Source organism: uncultured Serinicoccus sp. (genome assembly GCF_947487915.1).
GTDB lineage: Bacteria > Actinomycetota > Actinomycetes > Actinomycetales > Dermatophilaceae > Ornithinicoccus.
In genome coordinates, this window is the sequence record NZ_CANKYH010000009.1 from 201,185 (window position 1) to 219,751 (window position 18,567).

Annotated in this window: 16 protein-coding genes; 10 read left to right on the plus strand and 6 right to left on the minus strand. The window is 73.6% G+C overall.

Annotated features, from left to right (window positions below; all coding sequences use genetic code 11):
- Window positions 1-110 precede the first annotated feature (110 nt).
- Complete coding sequence (locus tag Q0795_RS13690) at window positions 111-710, plus strand: GNAT family N-acetyltransferase (RefSeq protein ID WP_298890506.1); 600 nt, start codon at window positions 111-113, stop codon at window positions 708-710.
- Complete coding sequence (locus Q0795_RS13695; protein ID WP_298890509.1) at window positions 707-2,671, plus strand: GNAT family N-acetyltransferase; 1,965 nt, start codon at window positions 707-709, stop codon at window positions 2,669-2,671. The genes Q0795_RS13690 and Q0795_RS13695 overlap by 4 nt, the downstream gene beginning before the upstream one ends.
- A gap of 42 nt (window positions 2,672-2,713) precedes the next feature.
- Here the strand turns inward: Q0795_RS13695 and Q0795_RS13700 are convergent, their stop codons facing one another.
- Genes Q0795_RS13700 through Q0795_RS13710 form a run of 3 tightly spaced genes read right to left on the minus strand, consistent with a single transcriptional unit; the run spans window position 2,714 to window position 6,493 of the window.
- Complete coding sequence (locus Q0795_RS13700; protein ID WP_298890511.1) at window positions 2,714-4,648, minus strand: S9 family peptidase; 1,935 nt, start codon at window positions 4,646-4,648, stop codon at window positions 2,714-2,716.
- Window positions 4,649-4,694: 46 nt separating this feature from the next.
- The gene (locus tag Q0795_RS13705; protein ID WP_298890514.1) at window positions 4,695-5,675 is read right to left on the minus strand and encodes a dihydrofolate reductase; all 981 of its coding nucleotides are present in this window, start codon (window positions 5,673-5,675) and stop codon (window positions 4,695-4,697) included.
- On the minus strand, window positions 5,672-6,493 hold the full coding sequence (locus Q0795_RS13710) for a thymidylate synthase (RefSeq protein WP_298890516.1): 822 nt from the start codon (window positions 6,491-6,493) through the stop codon (window positions 5,672-5,674). Before Q0795_RS13710 ends, Q0795_RS13705 begins: the two co-directional genes overlap by 4 nt.
- A gap of 107 nt (window positions 6,494-6,600) precedes the next feature.
- On the opposite strand from Q0795_RS13710, the gene Q0795_RS13715 reads away from it, so the two are divergent.
- The gene (locus Q0795_RS13715) at window positions 6,601-8,286 is read left to right on the plus strand and encodes a ribonuclease J (protein ID WP_298890517.1); all 1,686 of its coding nucleotides are present in this window, start codon (window positions 6,601-6,603) and stop codon (window positions 8,284-8,286) included.
- A 16-nt stretch (window positions 8,287-8,302) separates the two neighbouring features.
- Here Q0795_RS13715 and Q0795_RS13720 read toward each other — a convergent pair whose 3' ends face one another.
- On the minus strand, window positions 8,303-8,668 hold the full coding sequence (locus Q0795_RS13720) for a 2TM domain-containing protein (RefSeq protein ID WP_298890518.1): 366 nt from the start codon (window positions 8,666-8,668) through the stop codon (window positions 8,303-8,305).
- 13 nt (window positions 8,669-8,681) lie between these two features.
- Complete coding sequence (locus tag Q0795_RS13725; RefSeq protein ID WP_298890519.1) at window positions 8,682-9,041, minus strand: 2TM domain-containing protein; 360 nt, start codon at window positions 9,039-9,041, stop codon at window positions 8,682-8,684.
- 384 nt (window positions 9,042-9,425) lie between these two features.
- On the opposite strand from Q0795_RS13725, the gene Q0795_RS13730 reads away from it, so the two are divergent.
- A complete protein-coding gene (locus Q0795_RS13730) occupies window positions 9,426-12,083 on the plus strand; it encodes a DNA translocase FtsK (RefSeq protein WP_298890612.1) in 2,658 nt (885 codons plus the stop codon).
- On the plus strand, window positions 12,076-12,804 hold the full coding sequence (locus Q0795_RS13735) for a maleylpyruvate isomerase family mycothiol-dependent enzyme (protein WP_298890520.1): 729 nt from the start codon (window positions 12,076-12,078) through the stop codon (window positions 12,802-12,804). Before Q0795_RS13730 ends, Q0795_RS13735 begins: the two co-directional genes overlap by 8 nt.
- Before the next feature lie 8 nt (window positions 12,805-12,812).
- Here the strand turns inward: Q0795_RS13735 and Q0795_RS13740 are convergent, their stop codons facing one another.
- A complete protein-coding gene (locus Q0795_RS13740) occupies window positions 12,813-13,949 on the minus strand; it encodes a dipeptidase (protein WP_298890521.1) in 1,137 nt (378 codons plus the stop codon).
- Between the two features lie 88 nt (window positions 13,950-14,037).
- Here Q0795_RS13740 and rimO point away from each other — a divergent pair, with 88 nt between their 5' ends.
- Genes rimO through Q0795_RS13765 form a run of 5 tightly spaced genes read left to right on the plus strand, consistent with a single transcriptional unit; the run spans window position 14,038 to window position 18,550 of the window.
- On the plus strand, window positions 14,038-15,561 hold the full coding sequence (gene rimO / locus Q0795_RS13745) for a 30S ribosomal protein S12 methylthiotransferase RimO (protein ID WP_298890523.1): 1,524 nt from the start codon (window positions 14,038-14,040) through the stop codon (window positions 15,559-15,561).
- Window positions 15,558-16,181 (plus strand): CDP-diacylglycerol--glycerol-3-phosphate 3-phosphatidyltransferase, encoded by a 624-nt coding sequence (pgsA, locus tag Q0795_RS13750; RefSeq protein ID WP_298890524.1) that lies wholly within the window; start codon window positions 15,558-15,560, stop codon window positions 16,179-16,181. Before rimO ends, pgsA begins: the two co-directional genes overlap by 4 nt.
- Window positions 16,178-16,792: a CinA family protein gene (locus Q0795_RS13755; protein WP_298890525.1), complete on the plus strand. Its 615-nt coding sequence runs from the start codon at window positions 16,178-16,180 to the stop codon at window positions 16,790-16,792. Before pgsA ends, Q0795_RS13755 begins: the two co-directional genes overlap by 4 nt.
- A gap of 2 nt (window positions 16,793-16,794) precedes the next feature.
- The gene (locus tag Q0795_RS13760; protein ID WP_130013149.1) at window positions 16,795-17,130 is read left to right on the plus strand and encodes a helix-turn-helix transcriptional regulator; all 336 of its coding nucleotides are present in this window, start codon (window positions 16,795-16,797) and stop codon (window positions 17,128-17,130) included.
- 22 nt (window positions 17,131-17,152) lie between these two features.
- On the plus strand, window positions 17,153-18,550 hold the full coding sequence (locus Q0795_RS13765; RefSeq protein ID WP_298890526.1) for a DUF6395 domain-containing protein: 1,398 nt from the start codon (window positions 17,153-17,155) through the stop codon (window positions 18,548-18,550).
- Window positions 18,551-18,567: the final 17 nt, after the last annotated feature.

The following is an 18,567-nucleotide window of genomic DNA, read 5'->3' on the forward strand; positions in this document are numbered from 1 at the left end:
GAGCAGGGCTGGAACGACGTGCTCGACCGCCTGCCGGAGCACCTGTCGACCTGAGGCGCCGCCGCACGGAGTCCGCGGCCCCGCCCGGGGTGTCGACTAGCATGACCGGCATGCCGCTGACGTCCCTGATTCCCGCGTCGTGGCAGCAGTCCTGGCGCAAGCGCGAGGTGCTGGACACCTACGTCTTCCCCGTGCAGGGCCCCCGTCCGAAAGTCGATCCGTCCCGGACCCTCGAGGACGCGACCGAGGCCGTGCTGGACCAGATGCGGCGCGACTACCCCGACGACCTCAACGAGCGCAAGCACCGGCTGCTCGTGGAGCGGCTGCAGCACCCCGCGGACCGCACCCTCGTCATCCGCGACGAGCACGGTGAGCCGTGCGGCTACTGCCACCTCACCTACGGCGACACCGAGAACGCCCGGATCCACCTGCGGCTGCGGGTGTCCCCGCGCCAGGCGTACTTCTGGGACGACCACGTCTTCGTCGCCCACCGGCGGCGCGGGCTGCACGCCTTCTCCATCGCGCGCCGGCTGGAGCTCCTGGCCGAGGAGGGCAAGGTGCGGGGGGTGACGATGATCTCCCGCAAGAACAAGGCGTCCCGCGCCTCGTATGCCGCGTTCGGGGCCCGGCGCACCCGCCAGCACGTCTTCCTCAAGGACCGCGGACGCACGCTCACGTTCCCGACCTGGGTGGAGATCCCCGCCCGATGATCGAGACGTCGATCTGCCGGACCACCGAGGACCTGGCCGCGCTGCGCGAGGAGTGGGAGGCGCTGGAGCGGCCGGGGGAGTCCTACTACACGAGCCACCGCTTCGTCTCCGCCTGGTGGGCCAGCTATCGGCACGCCCCGGGCTACCGGTTGCACGTGGTGCTGGTGCGCCAGGAGGGCCAGCTCGTCGGGGTGGGGCCGTTCGCCTTCCGCCCCGAGAAGCGGGAGGGCGAGCCGGTGACGGTCCTGCGCTGGGCGTCCCACGGCGACTACCTGTCCGTGCTCCACGCCGCCGGCCCGTCCGTGGCCAGCCCGCAGACCATCTCGGGCCACGTCCTCGCCGAGCTGGACCGTGTCGTCGACGCCGACGAGGCGCAGGTGGTGCAGCTGACCGGCATACCGTCAGAGTCGGCGTTCGCGTGGCACGTCCGCACCTCCCAGGTGCACCACCGCCGGCTCGCCTTCCTCATCGAGAACCCCTGGATCGACCTGCGCGGACCCTGGTCCGCGCCGTCCCACACCGGCAAGTACCTCCGCAAGCTGCGGCGCGAGCACGACGTGCACCTGCACACGTTCACCGGCGACGAGCACGGCATCCTGGACCGGATCGCCGAGGTGCACCGCGCGGAGAAGAACCACCTCATCGAGACCCACGCGCGCTCCGAGCGGCACTCGCTCTACGACGACGACCGGCGGACCGAGCACATCCGTCAGGTGTTCACCACGACCGACGACGCGCTGACCTTCGCGTTCCTCGACGGCGAGGACCCGGCGACCGGTCGCGTGCTGGCCTACCGCACCGTCTTCCGGGACGGCCGCCGGCTGCTGTCCTGGAACAGCGCCTACCTGCCCGAGTTCGAGCGCTACCGAATGGGGAAGGTGCTCCAGCTGGCGATCCTGGAGCACGTGACCGAGCACGACCTGGCCGACGAGTTCGACCTGGGGGCGGGGAAGTACCCGTGGAAGTTCGAGTGGACCCCGCACCAGCGTCCCACCTACCGCTACCTGCTCAAGCCGCCCCGGCCCCCGGCCGCGAAGCCGACGTCGGGGACGACGACGCCCGCCGCGACCCGGGCGGTGACGTCGGCCACGGCAGGAGGCGCGGCGCGCCCGACGTCGCCTTCCTCGCCGCCCGTGGCCCCCGCTCGCTCGGAGGCCACGCCCGCGCACACCCCGCGGGCCGCCGACGCCGACGACGGGCAGCCGCAGTGGCGCCGGGCGGTGCGCCGAGGGGTCCGCGCCGCCATCGCGCGCATGCCCGAGCCCGCGGCGCAGCAGGCCAAGCGGGTCGCGCGCACCAGACGGCTGACCCGGGGGGTGACGGTCTGGTACGTCCCCCACCCGGACGACGAGTCGATCTTCATGGGCGGGGCCATCGCCTCCGAGCCGGACCGCCGGCACGTGATCGTGCTGCTCACCCCGGGGGAGGGGTCGCAGGCGATCCACAGCCTGCGGCGGCGGCTGGGTAGGGAGATCGGGCTCGACGAGTTCGTCGCCGCGCGCGACCGCGAGTTCACCGCCGCGGTCGCCCGGCTCGGGGTCGAGCGTCGCGACGTGTACCGCGTGGGGCTGCCCGACGGCGGCATCACCGAGGACTCGGTCCTGGCCGTCATCCGCCGGCACGCCCGGCGCCGACCAGGAGCGGCGCACCGGACGATGAGCTACCTCGACCCGCACCCCGACCACGCCACGGCCGGTCGGGCGCTGCGCCGCGCCCACCGGCTGGGGCTGGTCGCCGACGCGAAGTTCTTCCTCCCCGTCCCGCAGGTCCTCGACGAGCGGGCCGAGCGGGTCGTGCTCGACGAGCGGGCCCGGGCCGTCAAGAAGGCCGCGCTCGCGGAGTACCGCCTCTTCGAGCCGGATGAGGGCCGGTATGCCATCGGTCGGCGCAGCGTCAGCGAGCTGGTGACCTACCACCACCGCACCCCGGAGGAGCGGGTGCACGGCCCCGAGCTGGACTGACGGCGTCGCCCGCACGGGTCCGACCGGCGCCCGGCCGACGGCTCAGCGCAGGTGCTGGTCCCACCAGGCGAGGATGTGCTCGAAGCGCTGCTGCCGGTGCCGTGGCTGGCCGCTGCGGGTCAGCTCGTGGCCCTCGCCCGGGAAGATGAGCAGCTGGGTGGGCACCCCGTTGCGCCGCAGCCGGGCGAAGAGCCGCTGGCCCTGCTCCAGGGGGCAGCGGAAGTCGCGCTCGGAGTGGATGATGAGCGTCGGCGTGGTGATGTTGTCGGCCCAGGTCAGCGGCGACTGCTCGTGCTGGTAGGCCCCGGCGTACTCGTCGGCGAAGAACCACCCGATGTCGCTCGTGCCGGCGAAGGAGTCCCAGGCGTTGACCGCGCGCTCGCTGATCGCGGCGGTGAACCGGTCGGAGTGACCGACGAGCCAGGTCGTCATGAGCCCGCCGTAGGACCCGCCCTGCACCCCGACGCGCGACTCGTCGAGCCCGGGGAGGGTCAGCGCATGGTCGAGGAGGGCGGTGAGGTCGGCGACGTCGACCGTGCCGATCGCCTCCTTGACCGACCGCCCGTGCTCCGCGCCGTAGCCGGAGCCGCCGCGCGGGTTGCCCATGACCACGGCATACCCCGCGCCGGCGAGGACCTGCGCCTCGTCGAAGAGGTTGCCGGAGTACTGCGTGTAGGGACCCCCGTGGATCATCAGGACCACCGGGTGGCCCGCCTTGCGCCGCGGCCGGGTGGTGGGCCGGAAGAGCCACCCGTGCACCGGGTAGCCGTCGTTCGCCGCCGCCGACAGCTCCTCCGGCTCGATCGGGTCAGCCGCGTCCCTCAGGTGGCGCCCGAAGTCCGTGCGCGCGGTGAGGGTCTCACCCGGCCGCCCGACGAACAGCTCGGCGTATGACGTGCGGGTGCCGGCGACGGCGACCACCAGGTCGCCTCCGGTGGCCAGCGCCGACACCGACACGTGTCCCTCGAGGAGGACGTGGCCCGAGCCGACGTCGCGGACCACGGTGTCCCCGCGGTGCTCGAAGGCCCCCACGACACGGCCGTCCGTGGTGATGACCGGTGCACAGGCCAGGTGGTCGGACTCGGCGTCGGTCAGGGCGACGCCCGGGCCGTCGAGCCGCCGCAGCACGGCGTTGCGGGCGACGAAGTCCTGCTTGGAGCTGCCCAGCTCGTTCGCCCCGTAGACCGCCGTGCCGTCGGTGCCCACCGTCACGCTGGCGACGCTGCCGGTGCCGTCGGTGTGCCTCCGGAAGCTCTTGCCGCGCAGGTCGACCGAGCAGACGTCACGGACCAGCGTGTCCGGGACCCAGGTGCCCCGTCGGTCCCGCGAGGCGAGGAAGGCGACCCGGGTGCCGCCGTGGATGAACGTGGGCTCGGTGTCGTCGCCCCCGCCCTGGGTGAGCCGGGTGCTGGTGGGGAGCTCGTCGGCGTCGGGGGCGTCACCGCTGGGCAGGTCCGTGAGGTCCAGCAGGAAGATCGTGCTGGGACGGTCCAGCACGTAGCCCAGGCCGTCGGCGAGGTAGGTGCTGTGGCTGATGAGGCGCGGGGCCTCCTGGTCGGGCTTGACGTCGTCGTCGGTCCCGTAGCGGCCGTCCTCCGGGACCCGTGCCGCGTAGGCCAGATGGGTGCTCCCGGGTGACCAGTCGAAGCTGCTCACGCCGAGCTTCTGCTCGGTCAGGACGCGGGCGTCGCCCCCGTCGGCGCGCATGACGTGCAGCTGGGCGGGGCCGTCCTCGCCGGCGCGCAGGAACGCCAGCAACCGGCCGTCGGGGGAGTAGCGGGGGGAGGAGTCGCGGGTGCTGCTCGTCAACCGGACCGGCTCGGCGCCCTCGTCGGTCAGGTCGAGGCGCCACAGGCTGGAGCGGTAGCGGTTGTCCTTGGTGTCCGGCCTGCTGACGGCGAAGACGACGTCGCCACCGTCCGGCCGCACGCTGGGGGAGGACAGGGTGCGGATCGCGGTCAGGTCTGAGGGTTTCACGGCCTCGACCCTACGCCGCGGCGTGGCCGGGTCGGCCCCGGGTCGCTCAGCCCGTTACCGGCGCGGCCCGGCGCTCCAGGACCACCCACGCGCCGATCGCGTCGTCCCCCGGGCCGGGCTCGCGGGAGACCTCCTGCCACACCGCCGGGTCCACGGGCGGGAATCGGGTCCGGCCCTCCGGCTCCAGGTCGACCTCGGTGAGGACCAGCCGGCTGGCGTGCTCGATCGTCTGCGCGTAGATCTCCCCGCCACCGACGACGAACACCTCGGTGTCGCCGGCGATGAGCAGGGCCTCGGCGAGGGAGTGCGCCACGTCAGCACCTGGGGCCGACCAGTCGCGCTGCCGCGTGACCACGACCGTCCGCCGGCCGGGAAGGGCGCGGCCGATGGAGTCCCAGGTGCCGCGGCCCATGAGGAGGACCCCGCCCGTCGTCGTCTCCTTGAAGAAGCGCAGGTCGGCCGGCAGGTGCCAGGGCATCGCGGACCCGTCCCCGATGACCCGGTTGCGGCCGACCGCCGCCACCAGCGTGAGCGACTGCTGGAAGCCGTGCATCAGCAGCGAGCCGGTGCGGCCCTCCCGCAGGGCGTCCAGCGCCCGGCGCTCGTGCGGCACGACGGCGTCGGGGAGGGCGTCCAGCGGCCACCACCGCAGCTCGGCCGCCCGGTCGGCCTCGACGACGTGCGGTTCCCCCTCCCACGAGCTGGTGGTGACGAAGACGTCGACCCGCTGCTCGACCGGGTCGGGGAGGGCGCAGGTTCGGTGCACGGTCGCGACGTGGTGCAGGTCGGCAGCGCGCAGGGTCACCCCGAGCTCCTCCTCGGCCTCGCGGACCCCCGCCTGCGGGAAGGACTCACCGGCCTCGACGTGGCCGGCCGCGCCGCACGCCCACCAGCCGTCCATGAACGGCGTGCCGCGGCGCAGCTGCAGCAGCACCTCGGTGCCGTGCGAGCCCTCGCGCTGCAGGACGACGTAGGTCGCGGGCACCAGGCGCCCGTCCGGGGGGCGCTGCACCGGGCCGGGCGTCATACGGCGATCGGCGCCTTGATCGTGGGGGCGGCCACGTAGTCACGGACCTCGATGTCCTCGATCTCGAAGGCGTCGATCTCGCGGACCTCGGGGTTGAGCCACAGGGTCGGCAGCGGCCCCGGGGTGCGGGTGAGCTGCTCGGCGGCCTGGTCGAGGTGGTTGAGGTAGAGGTGGGCGTCACCGAGGGTGTGCACGAAGTCCTTGGCCCGCAGGTCCGTGACCTGCGCCACCAGGTGCGTCAGCAGGGCGTAGGAGGCGATGTTGAACGGCACGCCGAGGAAGGTGTCGGCGCTGCGCTGGTAGAGCTGACAGGACAGCCAGCCCCGCCGGTCGGGGTCGTCGGCTGCCGCCGGCGCGACGTAGAACTGGAACATCGTGTGGCACGGCGGCAGCGCCATCCGGTCGACGTCGGCGACGTTCCAGGCGCTGACGACGTGGCGCCGCGAGTCCGGGTGGGCGCGCAGGCCCTCGACCAGCCGCTGGATCTGGTCGATGGTCCCCCCGTCCGGGGCCGGCCAGGAGCGCCACTGGTGCCCGTAGACGGGGCCGAGGTCGCCGTGCTCGTCGGCCCACTCGTCCCAGATGGTGATCCGGCGCTCCTGCAGCCACCGGACGTTGGTGTCGCCGCGCAGGAACCAGATGAGCTCGCCGACGATCGAGCGCAGGTGCAGCTTCTTGGTCGTCAGCGCGGGAAAGCCCTCGGTGAGGTCGAAGCGCATCTGGTGGCCGAAGACCGACAGCGTGCCGGTGCCGGTGCGGTCCTCCTTGCGCACCCCCTCGGTGCGGATCCGCTCCAGGAGGTCGAGGTATGCCTGCATGCCGCCCACTCTAGAGGCGCACCCCGACAGCCGAGCGCGATCGGCCGCCCCGCGGGCCCGTCGCCGCGGCGGTCGGACGCCGCACCGGGGGGCTACCCTGGTGCGCCATGAGCCACCCCCATCCCGAGCTGTCCGCGCCCCCGCCGCTGCCGGACGGGGGCGTCCGCGTCATCCCGCTCGGGGGGCTCGGTGAGGTGGGCCGCAACATGGCCGTCATCGAGCACCGCGGCAAGCTGCTGGTCATCGACTGCGGCGTGCTCTTCCCCGAGGAGCACCACCCCGGGATCGACCTCATCCTCCCCGACTTCACCGCGATCGAGGACCGGCTGGACGACATCGTCGCCATCGTGCTGACGCACGGGCACGAGGACCACATCGGCGCCGTCCCCTACCTCCTGCGGCTCAAGCCGGACATCCCGCTGGTCGGCTCCCAGCTGACCCTCGCGCTCATCGAGGCCAAGCTCAAGGAGCACAAGATCACCCCGCTCACCCTCGGCGTGACCGAGGGCGGGCGCGAGCAGCTCGGCCCGTTCGACTGCGAGTTCGTCGCCGTCAACCACTCCATCCCCGACGCCCTGGCCGTCTTCATCCGCACGTCCGGCGGCACGATCCTGCACACCGGCGACTTCAAGATGGACCAGCTGCCGCTGGACGGCCGGATCACCGACCTGCGTGCCTTCGCCCGGCTGGGGGAGGAGGGCGTCGACCTGTTCATGACCGACTCGACCAACGCCCACGTCCCGGGCTTCACGACGCCCGAGCGGCAGATCGCCCCGGCCATCGAGCGGGTCTTCCACAACGCCGCCCGCCGCATCATCGTCGCCTGCTTCTCCTCGCACGTGCACCGCGTCCAGCAGGTGCTCGACGCGGCCGAGGAGTCAGGCCGCAAGGTGGCCATGGTCGGTCGCTCGATGATCCGCAACATGGGCATCGCTGCGGACCTGGGATACCTGCGCATCCCGGACGGCGTGCTCGTCGACCTCAACCGGCTGACCCGGCTGCCCGACGACCAGCAGGTGCTCGTCTGCACGGGGTCGCAGGGCGAGCCCATGGCGGCCCTGTCCCGCATGGCGGGTGGCGACCACAAGATCGACGTGGGCGAGGGCGACACCGTGCTGCTCGCCTCCTCGCTCATCCCCGGCAACGAGAACGCCGTCTACCGCGTCATCAACGGGCTGACCCGCCGCGGGGCGGACGTTGTGCACAAGGAGAACGCGCTGGTGCACGTCTCCGGGCACGCCAGCGCCGGCGAGCTGCTCTACTGCTACAACGTCGTGCGTCCCCGCAACGTCCTGCCGGTGCACGGCGAGTGGAGGCACATGGTGGCCAACGCCGACCTCGCCGTCCAGACGGGCGTGCCCCGCGACAACGTCGTGATCGCCGAGGACGGCGTCGTGGTGGACCTCCTCGACGGGCAGGTCCGCATCGCGGGAGCCGTCGACTGCGGCTACGTCTACGTCGACGGCTCGCTCGTCGGCGCCGCGGACGAGACGCTGCTCAAGGACCGCCGGATCCTGCGCGACGAGGGCTTCGTGACGATCATCCTCGTCCGGGACGCCTCCTCGGGGGCGATCGCCGCCGGTCCCGAGATCCAGACCCGCGGCTTCGCCGAGGGCGAGGACGTCTTCGAGCGGGTCCGCCCCAAGCTGGTCGCGGCGCTCGAGGAGGCCCAGCGCACGGGCACCCAGGACAGCTACCAGCTGCAGCAGGTCATCCGCCGCACGGTCGGGTCCTTCGTCGGCAACAAGCTGCGCCGCCGCCCCATGATCATCCCCATCGTCATCGACGCCTGAGCCGGGTCGGCTGCCGTCAGTCCTCGGGGTGGTCGGGGCGACCGAGCCGGCGACGCAGGCGGGCCGCCTCCGCGGCGATCTGCGCCTCGGTGGGCTCGCGGTCCAGACGCAGCGTGGTGGCGTGGATCGCGACGCCGACGCCCCAGCCCAGCATCGGCCAGATGGGCCAGTAGTAGCCCATGCCGGACACCAGCCAGATGGCGGTCAGGAGCGTCATGACGATGAGGTAGACCGACAGGTGCTGGGCGAACTCCTTGCGCTGCTGGAGCCGCTGCAGCGCCCGCTCGCGCATCTCGGGGTCGAGCTCGGTGTGCGGCCGGTAGGGCTGCAGCGGGAAGCTCCCCTCGACCGGGTCGTGCGGTCCCTGCGGTGTCTGGCTCACCGCTCCAGCGTACTCAGAACGGGCCACGGCCACGTCCCGCTCGCCCGTCGAGGATCCGCGCGACGTCGGGCACCAGGCAGAAGCCCCACCCGATCATGACCCAGACCGGCCAGAAGTGTCCGCCGCCGCTCACCGCCCAGACGGCGATGAGCAGCCCGATGAGCGCTGCCGCCCGCACGACCCTGTCCCGGCTGGCGGTCAGGCCGCCCCGGCCGTGCGGGCCGCACGCCGGGAAGCCGCCCACCCGCCCCGGTCTCGGCTGCCCGGGCAGCTCCTCCGCCCCGCCCGTCCCGGGCACGGGCAGCGGCGGCGGGGCGCCCGTCGCACCGGTCGTGTCGAACGGGCCGGGTCGGCCCTGCACCGGGATGGTCATGGCAGCTCCTCGCTGGTCGGACGGTATGCCTCGACGCTAGACGGCGCAGCGGCACGGGGGGCGTGACACCTGTCAGCGGGTGGCCGGGTGCCCCGTCACGACGGGCACGGCGAACCCCGGTCGGGCGACGGACGGCGTGGGACCGGTGTGACGACGGTGACCATTGGGTACGGTGCGACCGTGGCCAAGACTGCGACCTCGACCCGAGCCGGCTCCGGCGGCGCCTCCCGGCGCCCCGCGAGCCGATCGACGACGACCAAGGGCCGCGGCTCGGCCGGCTCGGGCCGGGGCAAGCCCGCCGCCTCCCGGCCGGCCGACGGCCCCTCGCTCCCGGGCCGGGCGTTGCGCGGCATCGCGGGGGTCACCGGGGGCACGGTGCGGGCGATGACCGACACGGCCCACGACCTGGACCCCGAGCACCGGCGCGACGGCGCCGGGTTCCTCCTGCTCGCCCTGGCCCTGGTCGTGGCCCTGCGGGAGTGGTGGGGCCTGGACGGCTACGTCGGTGACGTCATCCACGTCGCGGCCGCAGGCACCTTCGGGCGGGTCGCGCTCGTCCTGCCGGCGGTGCTCCTCTTCTTCGCCGTCCGACTCTTCCGCGCCCCGGGGGAGCAGCAGGCGACTAACCGGATGAGCATCGGCATGACCGCCATCCTCGTGTCCGCCAGCGGCATCACCCACCTCGCGACCGGCAACCCCGACTACGCCGAGGGCTCGGCGGTGCTGCAGCGCTCCGGCGGGATCCTCGGCTTCATGGCCTCCTCCATCCCGGCGTCGGCCATCACCGTGACCGGGGCCTACATCGTGCTCACCCTGCTGGGTGTCTTCGGGTTCCTCGTCCTCACGCGCACCCCCGTGCACCGCATCCCCGACCGGATCCGCGAGGTCGAGCAGCAGCTCTTCGACTCCGCCCGCTTCGACGAGGTCGACGCCGACGGCAACCCGTTGCCGCGTCGTCGCCGCGGCGCCGGGGACGTCGACGGCCCACGGGAGGGGGACGTGCCCTTCGACCAGGCCGCGGAGGTCGACCGCGCGGCGCGGCGTGCCCGGCGGGCAGGGGCCCGCAAGGCCGCGGCCGGCGACGACAGCGCGGGGGAGGTCACGCCACCGGCGACCGGCGGGACCACGGCGAAGGCCGCCCCCCGGCCCGGGCCGAGGGCGGCTCCGGCCCGGGACGCCCAGGGCGACTCCACGGACGAGATCCCCGGGCCCCGTCCCGGGCAGAAGCGGCCGGCCGCCCCCACCGCGGTCGAGAAGGCCAAGGCGGCGAAGTCCGAGCTCGAGGCACCGCCGACGGCCCAGCTGCCACAGCGGGTGGAGCAGCTGCAACTCGCCGGCGACATCACCTACACCCTCCCGGAGTCCGCGCTGCTCAAGCCCGGCACCCCGCACAAGGAACGCTCGGAGGCCAACGACAAGGTGGTCGAGGCGCTGACCGGCGTGCTCGAGGACTTCAACATCGACGCCCAGGTCACCGACTTCAGCCGGGGGCCGACCGTCACCCGCTACGAGGTGGAGCTCGGACCCGGCGTCAAGGTGGAGCGGATCACCGCGCTGTCCAAGAACATCGCGTATGCCGTCGCCAGCGCCGACGTGCGCATCCTGTCGCCCATCCCGGGCAAGTCGGCGGTCGGCGTGGAGATCCCCAACGCGGACCGGGAGAACGTCAGCCTCGGCGACGTCCTGCGCAGCCAGACGGCGCGCAACAACACCCATCCGATGGTCATGGGCGTCGGCAAGGACGTCGAGGGTGGCTACGTCATCGCCAACCTCGCCAAGATGCCGCACATGCTCGTCGCCGGGGCCACCGGCTCCGGCAAGTCGAGCTTCGTCAACTCGATGATCACCTCGATCCTCATGCGGTCGACCCCCGACGAGGTGCGCCTCATCCTCGTCGACCCCAAGCGGGTCGAGCTCACGGCATACGAGGGCGTCCCGCACCTCATCACCCCCATCATCACCAACCCCAAGAAGGCCGCCGAGGCGCTCGCCTGGGTGGTCAAGGAGATGGACCACCGCTACGACGACCTCGCGGCGTTCGGCTACAAGCACATCGACGACTTCAACAAGGCCATCCGGGCCGGCAAGGTCACGCCCCCGCCGGGGTCGGAGCGGGTGCTGCAGCCCTACCCCTACCTGCTCGTCGTCGTGGACGAGCTCGCCGACCTCATGATGGTCGCCCCGCGCGACGTCGAGGAGTCGGTGGTGCGCATCACCCAGCTCGCCCGGGCTGCCGGCATCCACCTGGTGCTCGCCACCCAGCGCCCCAGCGTCGACGTGGTCACCGGCCTCATCAAGGCCAACGTGCCGAGCCGGATGGCCTTCGCGACGTCCTCGCTGGCCGACTCGCGGGTCGTGCTGGACCAGCCGGGTGCGGAGAAGCTCATCGGCATGGGCGACGCGCTCTTCCTGCCCATGGGCGCGAGCAAGACGATGCGCGTGCAGGGGTCCTGGGTCACCGAGTCCGAGATCCACGACGTCGTCGCGCACGTCACCGGGCAGCTCAAGCCGAAGTACGTCGAGGAGGTCATCGCCGCTCCGGCCAGGAAGCAGATCGACGAGGACATCGGCGACGACCTCGATCTCCTCCTCCAGGCCACCGAGCAGGTCGTCACGACCCAGTTCGGCTCGACCTCGATGCTGCAGCGCAAGCTGCGCGTCGGCTTCGCCAAGGCGGGCCGCCTCATGGACCTCATGGAGAGCCGGGGCATCGTGGGACCGTCCGAGGGCAGCAAGGCCCGCGACGTGCTGGTCAAGCCCGACGACCTCGCGACCACCCTCGCGCTGATGCAGGGTCAGGACCCGCCCCGACCCGAGGTGGAGTCCGACACCGCCCCCTTCGACGCTGACCCGACGGAGGTCGACGCCGAGGACGACGCCGGCGACGAGGAGCTGTCCGGCTCCCCGCGCGGAGACGGCGCGCCGGCCCACCCGGCCCCTCGGGACACCCGCTACGACGGCGACCCGATCAGCGGCAGCTACGTCGAGGACGAGGAGGAACCCGAGAGCGAGGACGCCTGGTCGCTCACGGGGCGTGACTGACGTGGCTCCCGGGCGCCGCAGCTCGTGGGAGTGGGTCGCGGCCGGGACCGGCCTCTGGGAGTCGACGCTCGCGTCCGTCGAGGACCAGGCGCTGCGGGCACCCTCGCTGCTGCCCGGGTGGAGCCGGGCGCACGTCGTGGCGCACGTCGCGCTCAACGCCCGCGCCCTGGGCCACCTCGTCACCTGGGCCCGCACCGGCGTCGAGACGCCCATGTATGCCTCGCCGCAGGCTCGCGACGCCGACATCGAGGAGCTGGCCGGCGCCCCGGCGCAGGTCCTGCGGGTGCGTTCGCGCGAGGAGGCGCAGGCGCTGGCGCAGGGGATGGGGCAGCTGGGGGCGGAGCAGTGGCAGGTCCGGGTGCGCGTCCGGCAGGGCACCGCGATCGCGGCGGACACGATCCCCTGGCTCCGGGCGCGGGAGGTCTTCCTGCACGCGCTCGACCTGGGCGCCGGGGCCTGCGACCAGGACCTGCCCGTAGCCTTCGCCCACGCCCTCCTGGGCGACGTCTCCCGGCAGCGGTCCCGCGTGGAGGGCCACCCGAGCCTGGTCCTGCGCGAGGAGGACGGCCGGGCCCGCTGGGAGGTCGGTCGCCCCGGGCCGGGGGCGCCGCAGGTGGTCGGCGACGTCCGCGCGCTGGCGGCCTGGGTGACCGGGCGCCCGGTCACGCTGCCGGTCGCGGCCACCGGGGGCGGGCTGCCGCAGCTGCCGCCCTGGCTCTAGGGCCTCGGTCAGGCCGTCGCCGCGTTCTCGACGTCCTGCAGGACGCGCAGGGCGTTGCCGTGGGCCAGCGCGTCCAGGTCGGCGGCGGACCACCCCCGGTCCCGCAGCTCGGCGAGCAGGGCCGGGTAGGTCGAGACGTCCTCGAGCCCGACGACGACCTGCTCGGTGCCGTCGAAGTCCCCGCCCAGCCCGAGGTGCGCGACGCCGGCGACGGCGCGCAGGTGGTCCAGGTGGTCGGCCACCTGCCGGAGCGTCGCCACCGGCCGGGGGTGACGCTGCTCCCAGGAGACGGCGAAGCGGGTCATCGTCGGGTGGTCGTTGGGGTCGAGCCCCGCGTCCTGCGCCGCCTCGCGTGCGTCGACCTGCCAACGCCAGCAGGCGGGGGAGACGAACTGCGGCACGAAGGTCGCCATGCAGACCCCTCCCGCGGCGGCCATCGAGGCCAGCACGTCGTCCGGCACGTTGCGCGGCGAGGGGCAGAGGGCGCGGACGTTGGAGTGGCTGAACAGCACGGGTGCCGTCGCCGCCGCCAGCGCGTCACGCATCGTCGTGGCCGCGACGTGGGAGAGGTCCACGAGCATGCCCAGGCGGTTGAGCTCGCCGACCACCCGGCGGCCGAAGTCCGTCAGGCCGCCGTGCTCTGGAGCGTCGGTGGCGCTGTCGGCCCAGGGGGTGTTGTGGTTGTGGGTGAGGGTGAGGTAGCGGACCCCCAGCCGGTGCAGCACCCGCAGCACACCCAGCGACGAGCCGATCGAGTGCCCGCCCTCGGCGCCCAGCAGCGAGGCGACCCGCCCCTGCGCCATCGCCTCGCGCACCTGCGCGGCGGTGGTCGCCAGCGTGAGGCGGTCGGCATACCGCTCGACCAGGCGGTGCACGAGGTCGATCTGCTCGAGCGTGGTCGCCACGGCCTCAGCCTCGCCCAGCGAGGACGGGACGTAGACCGACCAGAACTGCCCGCCCACCCCTCCCCGGCCCAGCCGGGGCAGGTCGGTGTGCAGACCACGGCCCCGCGTGGCCACGCGCAGGTCGACCTCCGGGCCGCGCTCGGTGCCGACCAGCTCGCGCAGCGCCCAGGGCAGGTCGTTGTGCCCGTCGATGACCAGGTGCCGACCGCTCCCGGACCCGGGGTCCGCCTGCTCGTCCATGGGCACATCTGACCACGGGGGCCGCGTCCCGGGCCGGGGGGCGGCGTCGACGGCCGAGGCACGGGGAGGGCGCACCTACACTCGAGGGATGCTGGAGTCCACGCGAAGCGTCGCCGTCGTCACCCTGGGGTGCACCCGCAACGAGGTGGACTCCGAGGAGCTGGCGGGGCGACTGGCGGCCGAGGGCTGGACCCTGGTCGAGGACGCCGCGGACGCCGATGTGGCGGTGGTCAACACCTGCGGCTTCGTCGAGCAGGCCAAGAAGGACTCGATCGACGCCCTCCTCGAGGCGAACGACCTCAAGCGCACCGGGCGCACCCAGAAGGTGGTCGCCGTGGGGTGCATGGCCGAGCGCTACGGCGAGCAGCTCGCCACGGAGCTGCCGGAGGCGGACGCCGTCCTGGGCTTCGACTCCTACGGGGACATGTCCCAGCACCTGCGCACCATCCTCGGGGGCGGGAGCGTGCCCTCGCACGTCCCCGCCGACCGGCGCCGGCTGCTGCCCATCTCACCCAGCGCACGGCATACCTCCAGCGCAGGGGTGGCGCTGCCCGGCCACCAGCAGCCGGGGGGGACTCCGACCCGCACCGGGGTCGAGCCGGCCGTCCCTCTCGAGCAGGTGGCACCGGCCACCGGTCCGCGGGTGGTCCGCGCCCGCCTGGACGGACGGCCGTGGGCCCCGCTCAAGATCGCCTCGGGCTGCGACCGGCGGTGCGCGTTCTGCGCGATCCCCATGTTCCGCGGCGCCTTCGTGTCGCGGACGCCGGAGGAGATCCTCGCCGAGGCGGCCTGGCTGGGGGAGCGGGGCGTCAAGGAGCTGTTCCTCGTCAGCGAGAACACCACGTCCTACGGCAAGGACCTGGGTGACCTGCGCCTCGTGGACGCGCTGCTGCCCGAGCTGACCCGGGTGCCGGGCATCGAGCGGGTCCGGGTGTCCTACCTGCAGCCGGCCGAGATCCGTCCCGACCTGCTGGACGCCATGGCCGGCACCCCTGGCGTGGTGCCCTACTTCGACATCTCCTTCCAGCACGCCTCCGGACCGTTGCTGCGCCGGATGCGCCGCTTCGGCGACCGTGAGTCCTTCCTCGGCCTGCTCGAGCAGGTGCGCTCCCGCGTCCCCGAGGCTGGCATACGGACCAACGTCATCGTCGGCTTCCCGGGCGAGACCGAGGAGGACGTCGCCGAGCTGACCGACTTCCTCGGGGCGGCGCGCCTCGACGTGGTCGGCGTCTTCGGCTACTCCGACGAGGACGGCACCGAGGCGGAGGGGTATGCCGACAAGGTCCCCGAGCAGGTGATCCGGGAGCGCGTCGAGCACGTCGGTGCGCTCGTCGAGGAGCTGACCGCCCAGCGGGCCGCCGAACGGGTCGGGACGCACGTGGAGGTGCTCGTCGAGGCGGTCGAGGACGACGACGAGGACCTGCGGCTCGTCGGCCGCGCGGGCCAGCAGGGCCCGGACGTCGACGGTGTGACCTACCTCGTGGACGAGGAGGGCCGGATGCCTGCGCTCGTCCCCGGTGCCGTCGTCACGGCGCGGGTGGTGGACACCGAGGGTGTGGATCTGGTGGCATGTCCCATCGCGTCCCCCGGCAGCGAGGAGCCCGGCCGATGATCGGCCCGCACGACCCCGACGGACCTGACCTGGCGACCGCCACGGCCTCGCAGCGCGTCTCTCCCTGGAACCTGCCCAACGCGCTCACCGTCCTGCGGATCGCCCTGGTCCCCCTCTTCGGGTGGTTGCTGCTCAGCGGTGGCGGGGACGACCTCGGGCTGCGGTGGTGGGCGCTCGCCGTCTTCCTCGTGGCCATCGGCACCGACTGGGTGGACGGCCACCTCGCCCGCCGGCAGGGGCTGATCACCGCCTTCGGCAAGCTCATGGACCCGATCGCCGACAAGGCGCTCATCGGCACCGCCCTCGTCGGCCTCTCCCTCCTCTCCCTCCTGCCGTGGTGGGTCACCGTCGTCATCCTGGTGCGGGAGGTCGGCATCACGCTCATGCGCTTCGTCGTCATCCGGCGCGGGGTCATCCCGGCGAGCAAGGGCGGCAAGCTCAAGACGGTGCTGCAGGCCGTGGGGATCGCGGTGCTCCTGGCACCGGTCGCGGGCTGGTTCCAGGACCTCGGGCTGTGGGTCATGTATGCCGCGACCCTGGTCACGGTCGTGACCGGCGTCGACTACGTCCGTCAGGCCCTGGCGCCGGCGGGCAGGCCGCCGACCGCCGCCGCGTCATGACAGGGTCCGCGGGTGAGTCGCGAGCCGCGGTGCTGGTGCGGGACCTCCTGGCTCGCGAGGAGTCCGTGGTCACCGCCGAGTCGCTGACCGGGGGCCTGGTGTGCGCCGCGCTGACCGACGTGCCGGGCGCCAGCGGCGCGGTGCGCGGCTCGGTCGTCGCCTACGCCAACCCGGTCAAGGAGCAGGTGCTGGGGGTCGGTGACATGGTGCTGGAGGGGCCCGGGGCGGTCTCGCAGGAGTGCGCCGAGGCGATGGCCCTCGGAGGGGCCCGGGTGCTGCAGGCCGACTGGTGCGTCTCGACGACCGGGGTGGCCGGGCCGGGACCCAGCGAGGGCGCCCCCGCGGGCACGGTGCACGTGGCCGTCGCCCGCCGGGAACAGGTGGTGGGCCACCGGATGTTCTCCCTCCATGGTGACCGTGACCACATCAGGAGGGCGACGGTGAGCGTCGCGCTCGACCTGCTGCAGGACTGCCTGAGGAGAGGTGTGTCGGGCGGGGACGGTACGGTAGAGGTACGAGGTGCCGCCACGGCATCCGGTCCGGCCCCCGGGTCGGCATGGGTCGACGCAGCGGCACCGGGCACAGCGGACGCGAGAGGTGAGGAGGGATGACCATGGTGCTCCTACGACGCGAGCTCGGGGACGCCCTCCGGGAGACGCGGCAGACGCAGGGCCGGACGCTGCGGGAGGTCAGTGCCTCGGCGTCCTGCTCGCTGGGCTACCTCTCCGAGATCGAGCGGGGGGAGAAGGAGGCGAGCTCGGAGCTGCTGGCCTCGATCTGCCGCGCCCTGGACGTGCCGCTGTCCCAGATGCTCTCGACCGTCGCCGACCGGGTCAGCCTCACCGAGACCGCCGAGACGCAGATGACGACGGTCCTCACCGAGGGTCTGGCGCAGCCGATCGACCCGCGCCGCGTCGGTCGCCGCGACTCCGTGGTCTCCGCCGCCTGAGCCCGACCACGGCGCATCGCTGATGCACCTCGACATCCACCACGAGCCCGGCCGGGTCCACATCACGCTGACCCCGGGCGACCGCGAGCCCGACACCCGCAAGGGCGCGCTGGCCAGGCATACCGCGTCGTTCGCGGTCACCGTCGCCCCGCGCAGCCTGCACCCCGACCTGCTGGTGCTCTCCGCCGTGCTCTGCGCCCGCCCGTGGATCCGCCGCCAGACGCCGGTGACCAGCAACCTGTCCGGGAGCCCCGCCCTGGCTGGAGCCCTGGCCTCGGGACCGGGGCTGCGGCTCGGGTCGGTGGACCCGGCCCTGCCCCCGCGGCGCAGGCCCGAGCCGGGGGTGCCCGGGCTGTGCTTCAGCGGCGGGACCGACAGCGTCGCCACACTCGCCGTGATGCCGGAGACCACCCGCTCCTACCACCTGCTCCGACGGGCGCCGGAGGGCGAGCGGCGCGCCACGATGTTCGACACCCGGGCCGCGCAGGAGTCCTGCGAGGTCGTGCGGCGACACGGTCGCCGGGTCGATGTCGTGGGCAGCGACGTGGAGTACCTCCGCGAGTCGATGGGCTTCCCGCACGACTTCACCACCGCCGTCCCCCTCCTGCTGCACGCCGACCGGGACCGGGTGGACGTCATCGCCTGGGGTGCCCCGCTGGAGGCGACCTACCGGCTGCAGCGCGGTCACTACCGTGACTTCGCCGACTCGCCCTTCGTGGCCGAGTGGGGCCCGGTCTTCCAGGCGGTCGGGCTCCCGGTGTGCGTGCCCATCGCCGGTGTCTCCGAGCTGGTCACCAGCAGGATCGTCCACACCCACGCGCTGGGCGCGGCCGCGCAGTCGTGCGTGCGTGGGCCCCGGCTCGGCTCGCCGTGCGGCCGGTGCGCGAAGTGCGCCCGCAAGACGCTGCTCGCCGGTGCCGTGACCGGTCGATGGCCCTCGGCATCGACGCTCGAGCGCCAGTGGCGCGGGGCCGAGCCGCGGGCCCACCTGCTCGCCGACCCGATCAAGGTGGAGCCGGTGATCGCCCACGCCGTCCACCGCTACCTCGCCGACGGGGGCGACAGCGCCCTGCTGCGCCTCGTCGCCCGCAAGGTCGGCCCGGACCCGCTGCCGTGGCTCTCGCGCTCGTTCGACCCCGCGCTCGAGCTGGTCCCGCAGCCCTACCGGGAGGAGGTCTCGGACTGGCTGCACCGGGTGGCCCCGCCGATGAGCCCCGCCGAGGAGCAGGCCGTGCGCGACTACGACGTGCGGGGCGAGGACCGCGCCGCGGCGCAGCAGGCCCTCGTGGACTGGTTCGAGGCCCACCCGCCGCAGGAGCGGTGGTCCCGGCTGCGGGGGCGGGCGCGCCGGGAGTCGCGGGCCCGGGCGCGACGGACCCGCGACGCGGTGCGCCGCATCCTGCCCGGGACCCGGGCCTGACCCGCGTGCGTGCCGGG

Bases quoted from the DNA above. Each gene is read 5' to 3' on its own strand.
- Q0795_RS13725 (WP_298890519.1), bottom strand. From the start codon at position 9,041: ATGACCATCCCGGTGCAGGGCCGACCCGGCCCGTTCGACACGACCGGT.
- Q0795_RS13710 (WP_298890516.1), bottom strand. From the start codon at position 6,493: ATGCAGGCATACCTCGACCTCCTGGAGCGGATCCGCACCGAGGGGGTG.
- Q0795_RS13740 (WP_298890521.1), bottom strand. From the start codon at position 13,949: ATGGACGAGCAGGCGGACCCCGGGTCCGGGAGCGGTCGGCACCTGGTC.
- Q0795_RS13755 (WP_298890525.1), top strand. From the start codon at position 16,178: ATGACAGGGTCCGCGGGTGAGTCGCGAGCCGCGGTGCTGGTGCGGGAC.
- rimO (WP_298890523.1), top strand. From the start codon at position 14,038: ATGCTGGAGTCCACGCGAAGCGTCGCCGTCGTCACCCTGGGGTGCACC.
- Q0795_RS13690 (WP_298890506.1), top strand. From the start codon at position 111: ATGCCGCTGACGTCCCTGATTCCCGCGTCGTGGCAGCAGTCCTGGCGC.
- Q0795_RS13695 (WP_298890509.1), top strand. From the start codon at position 707: ATGATCGAGACGTCGATCTGCCGGACCACCGAGGACCTGGCCGCGCTG.
- Q0795_RS13715 (WP_298890517.1), top strand. From the start codon at position 6,601: ATGAGCCACCCCCATCCCGAGCTGTCCGCGCCCCCGCCGCTGCCGGAC.
- Q0795_RS13765 (WP_298890526.1), top strand. From the start codon at position 17,153: ATGCACCTCGACATCCACCACGAGCCCGGCCGGGTCCACATCACGCTG.
- Q0795_RS13760 (WP_130013149.1), top strand. From the start codon at position 16,795: ATGGTGCTCCTACGACGCGAGCTCGGGGACGCCCTCCGGGAGACGCGG.
- Q0795_RS13730 (WP_298890612.1), top strand. From the start codon at position 9,426: ATGACCGACACGGCCCACGACCTGGACCCCGAGCACCGGCGCGACGGC.
- pgsA (WP_298890524.1), top strand. From the start codon at position 15,558: ATGATCGGCCCGCACGACCCCGACGGACCTGACCTGGCGACCGCCACG.
- Q0795_RS13705 (WP_298890514.1), bottom strand. From the start codon at position 5,675: ATGACGCCCGGCCCGGTGCAGCGCCCCCCGGACGGGCGCCTGGTGCCC.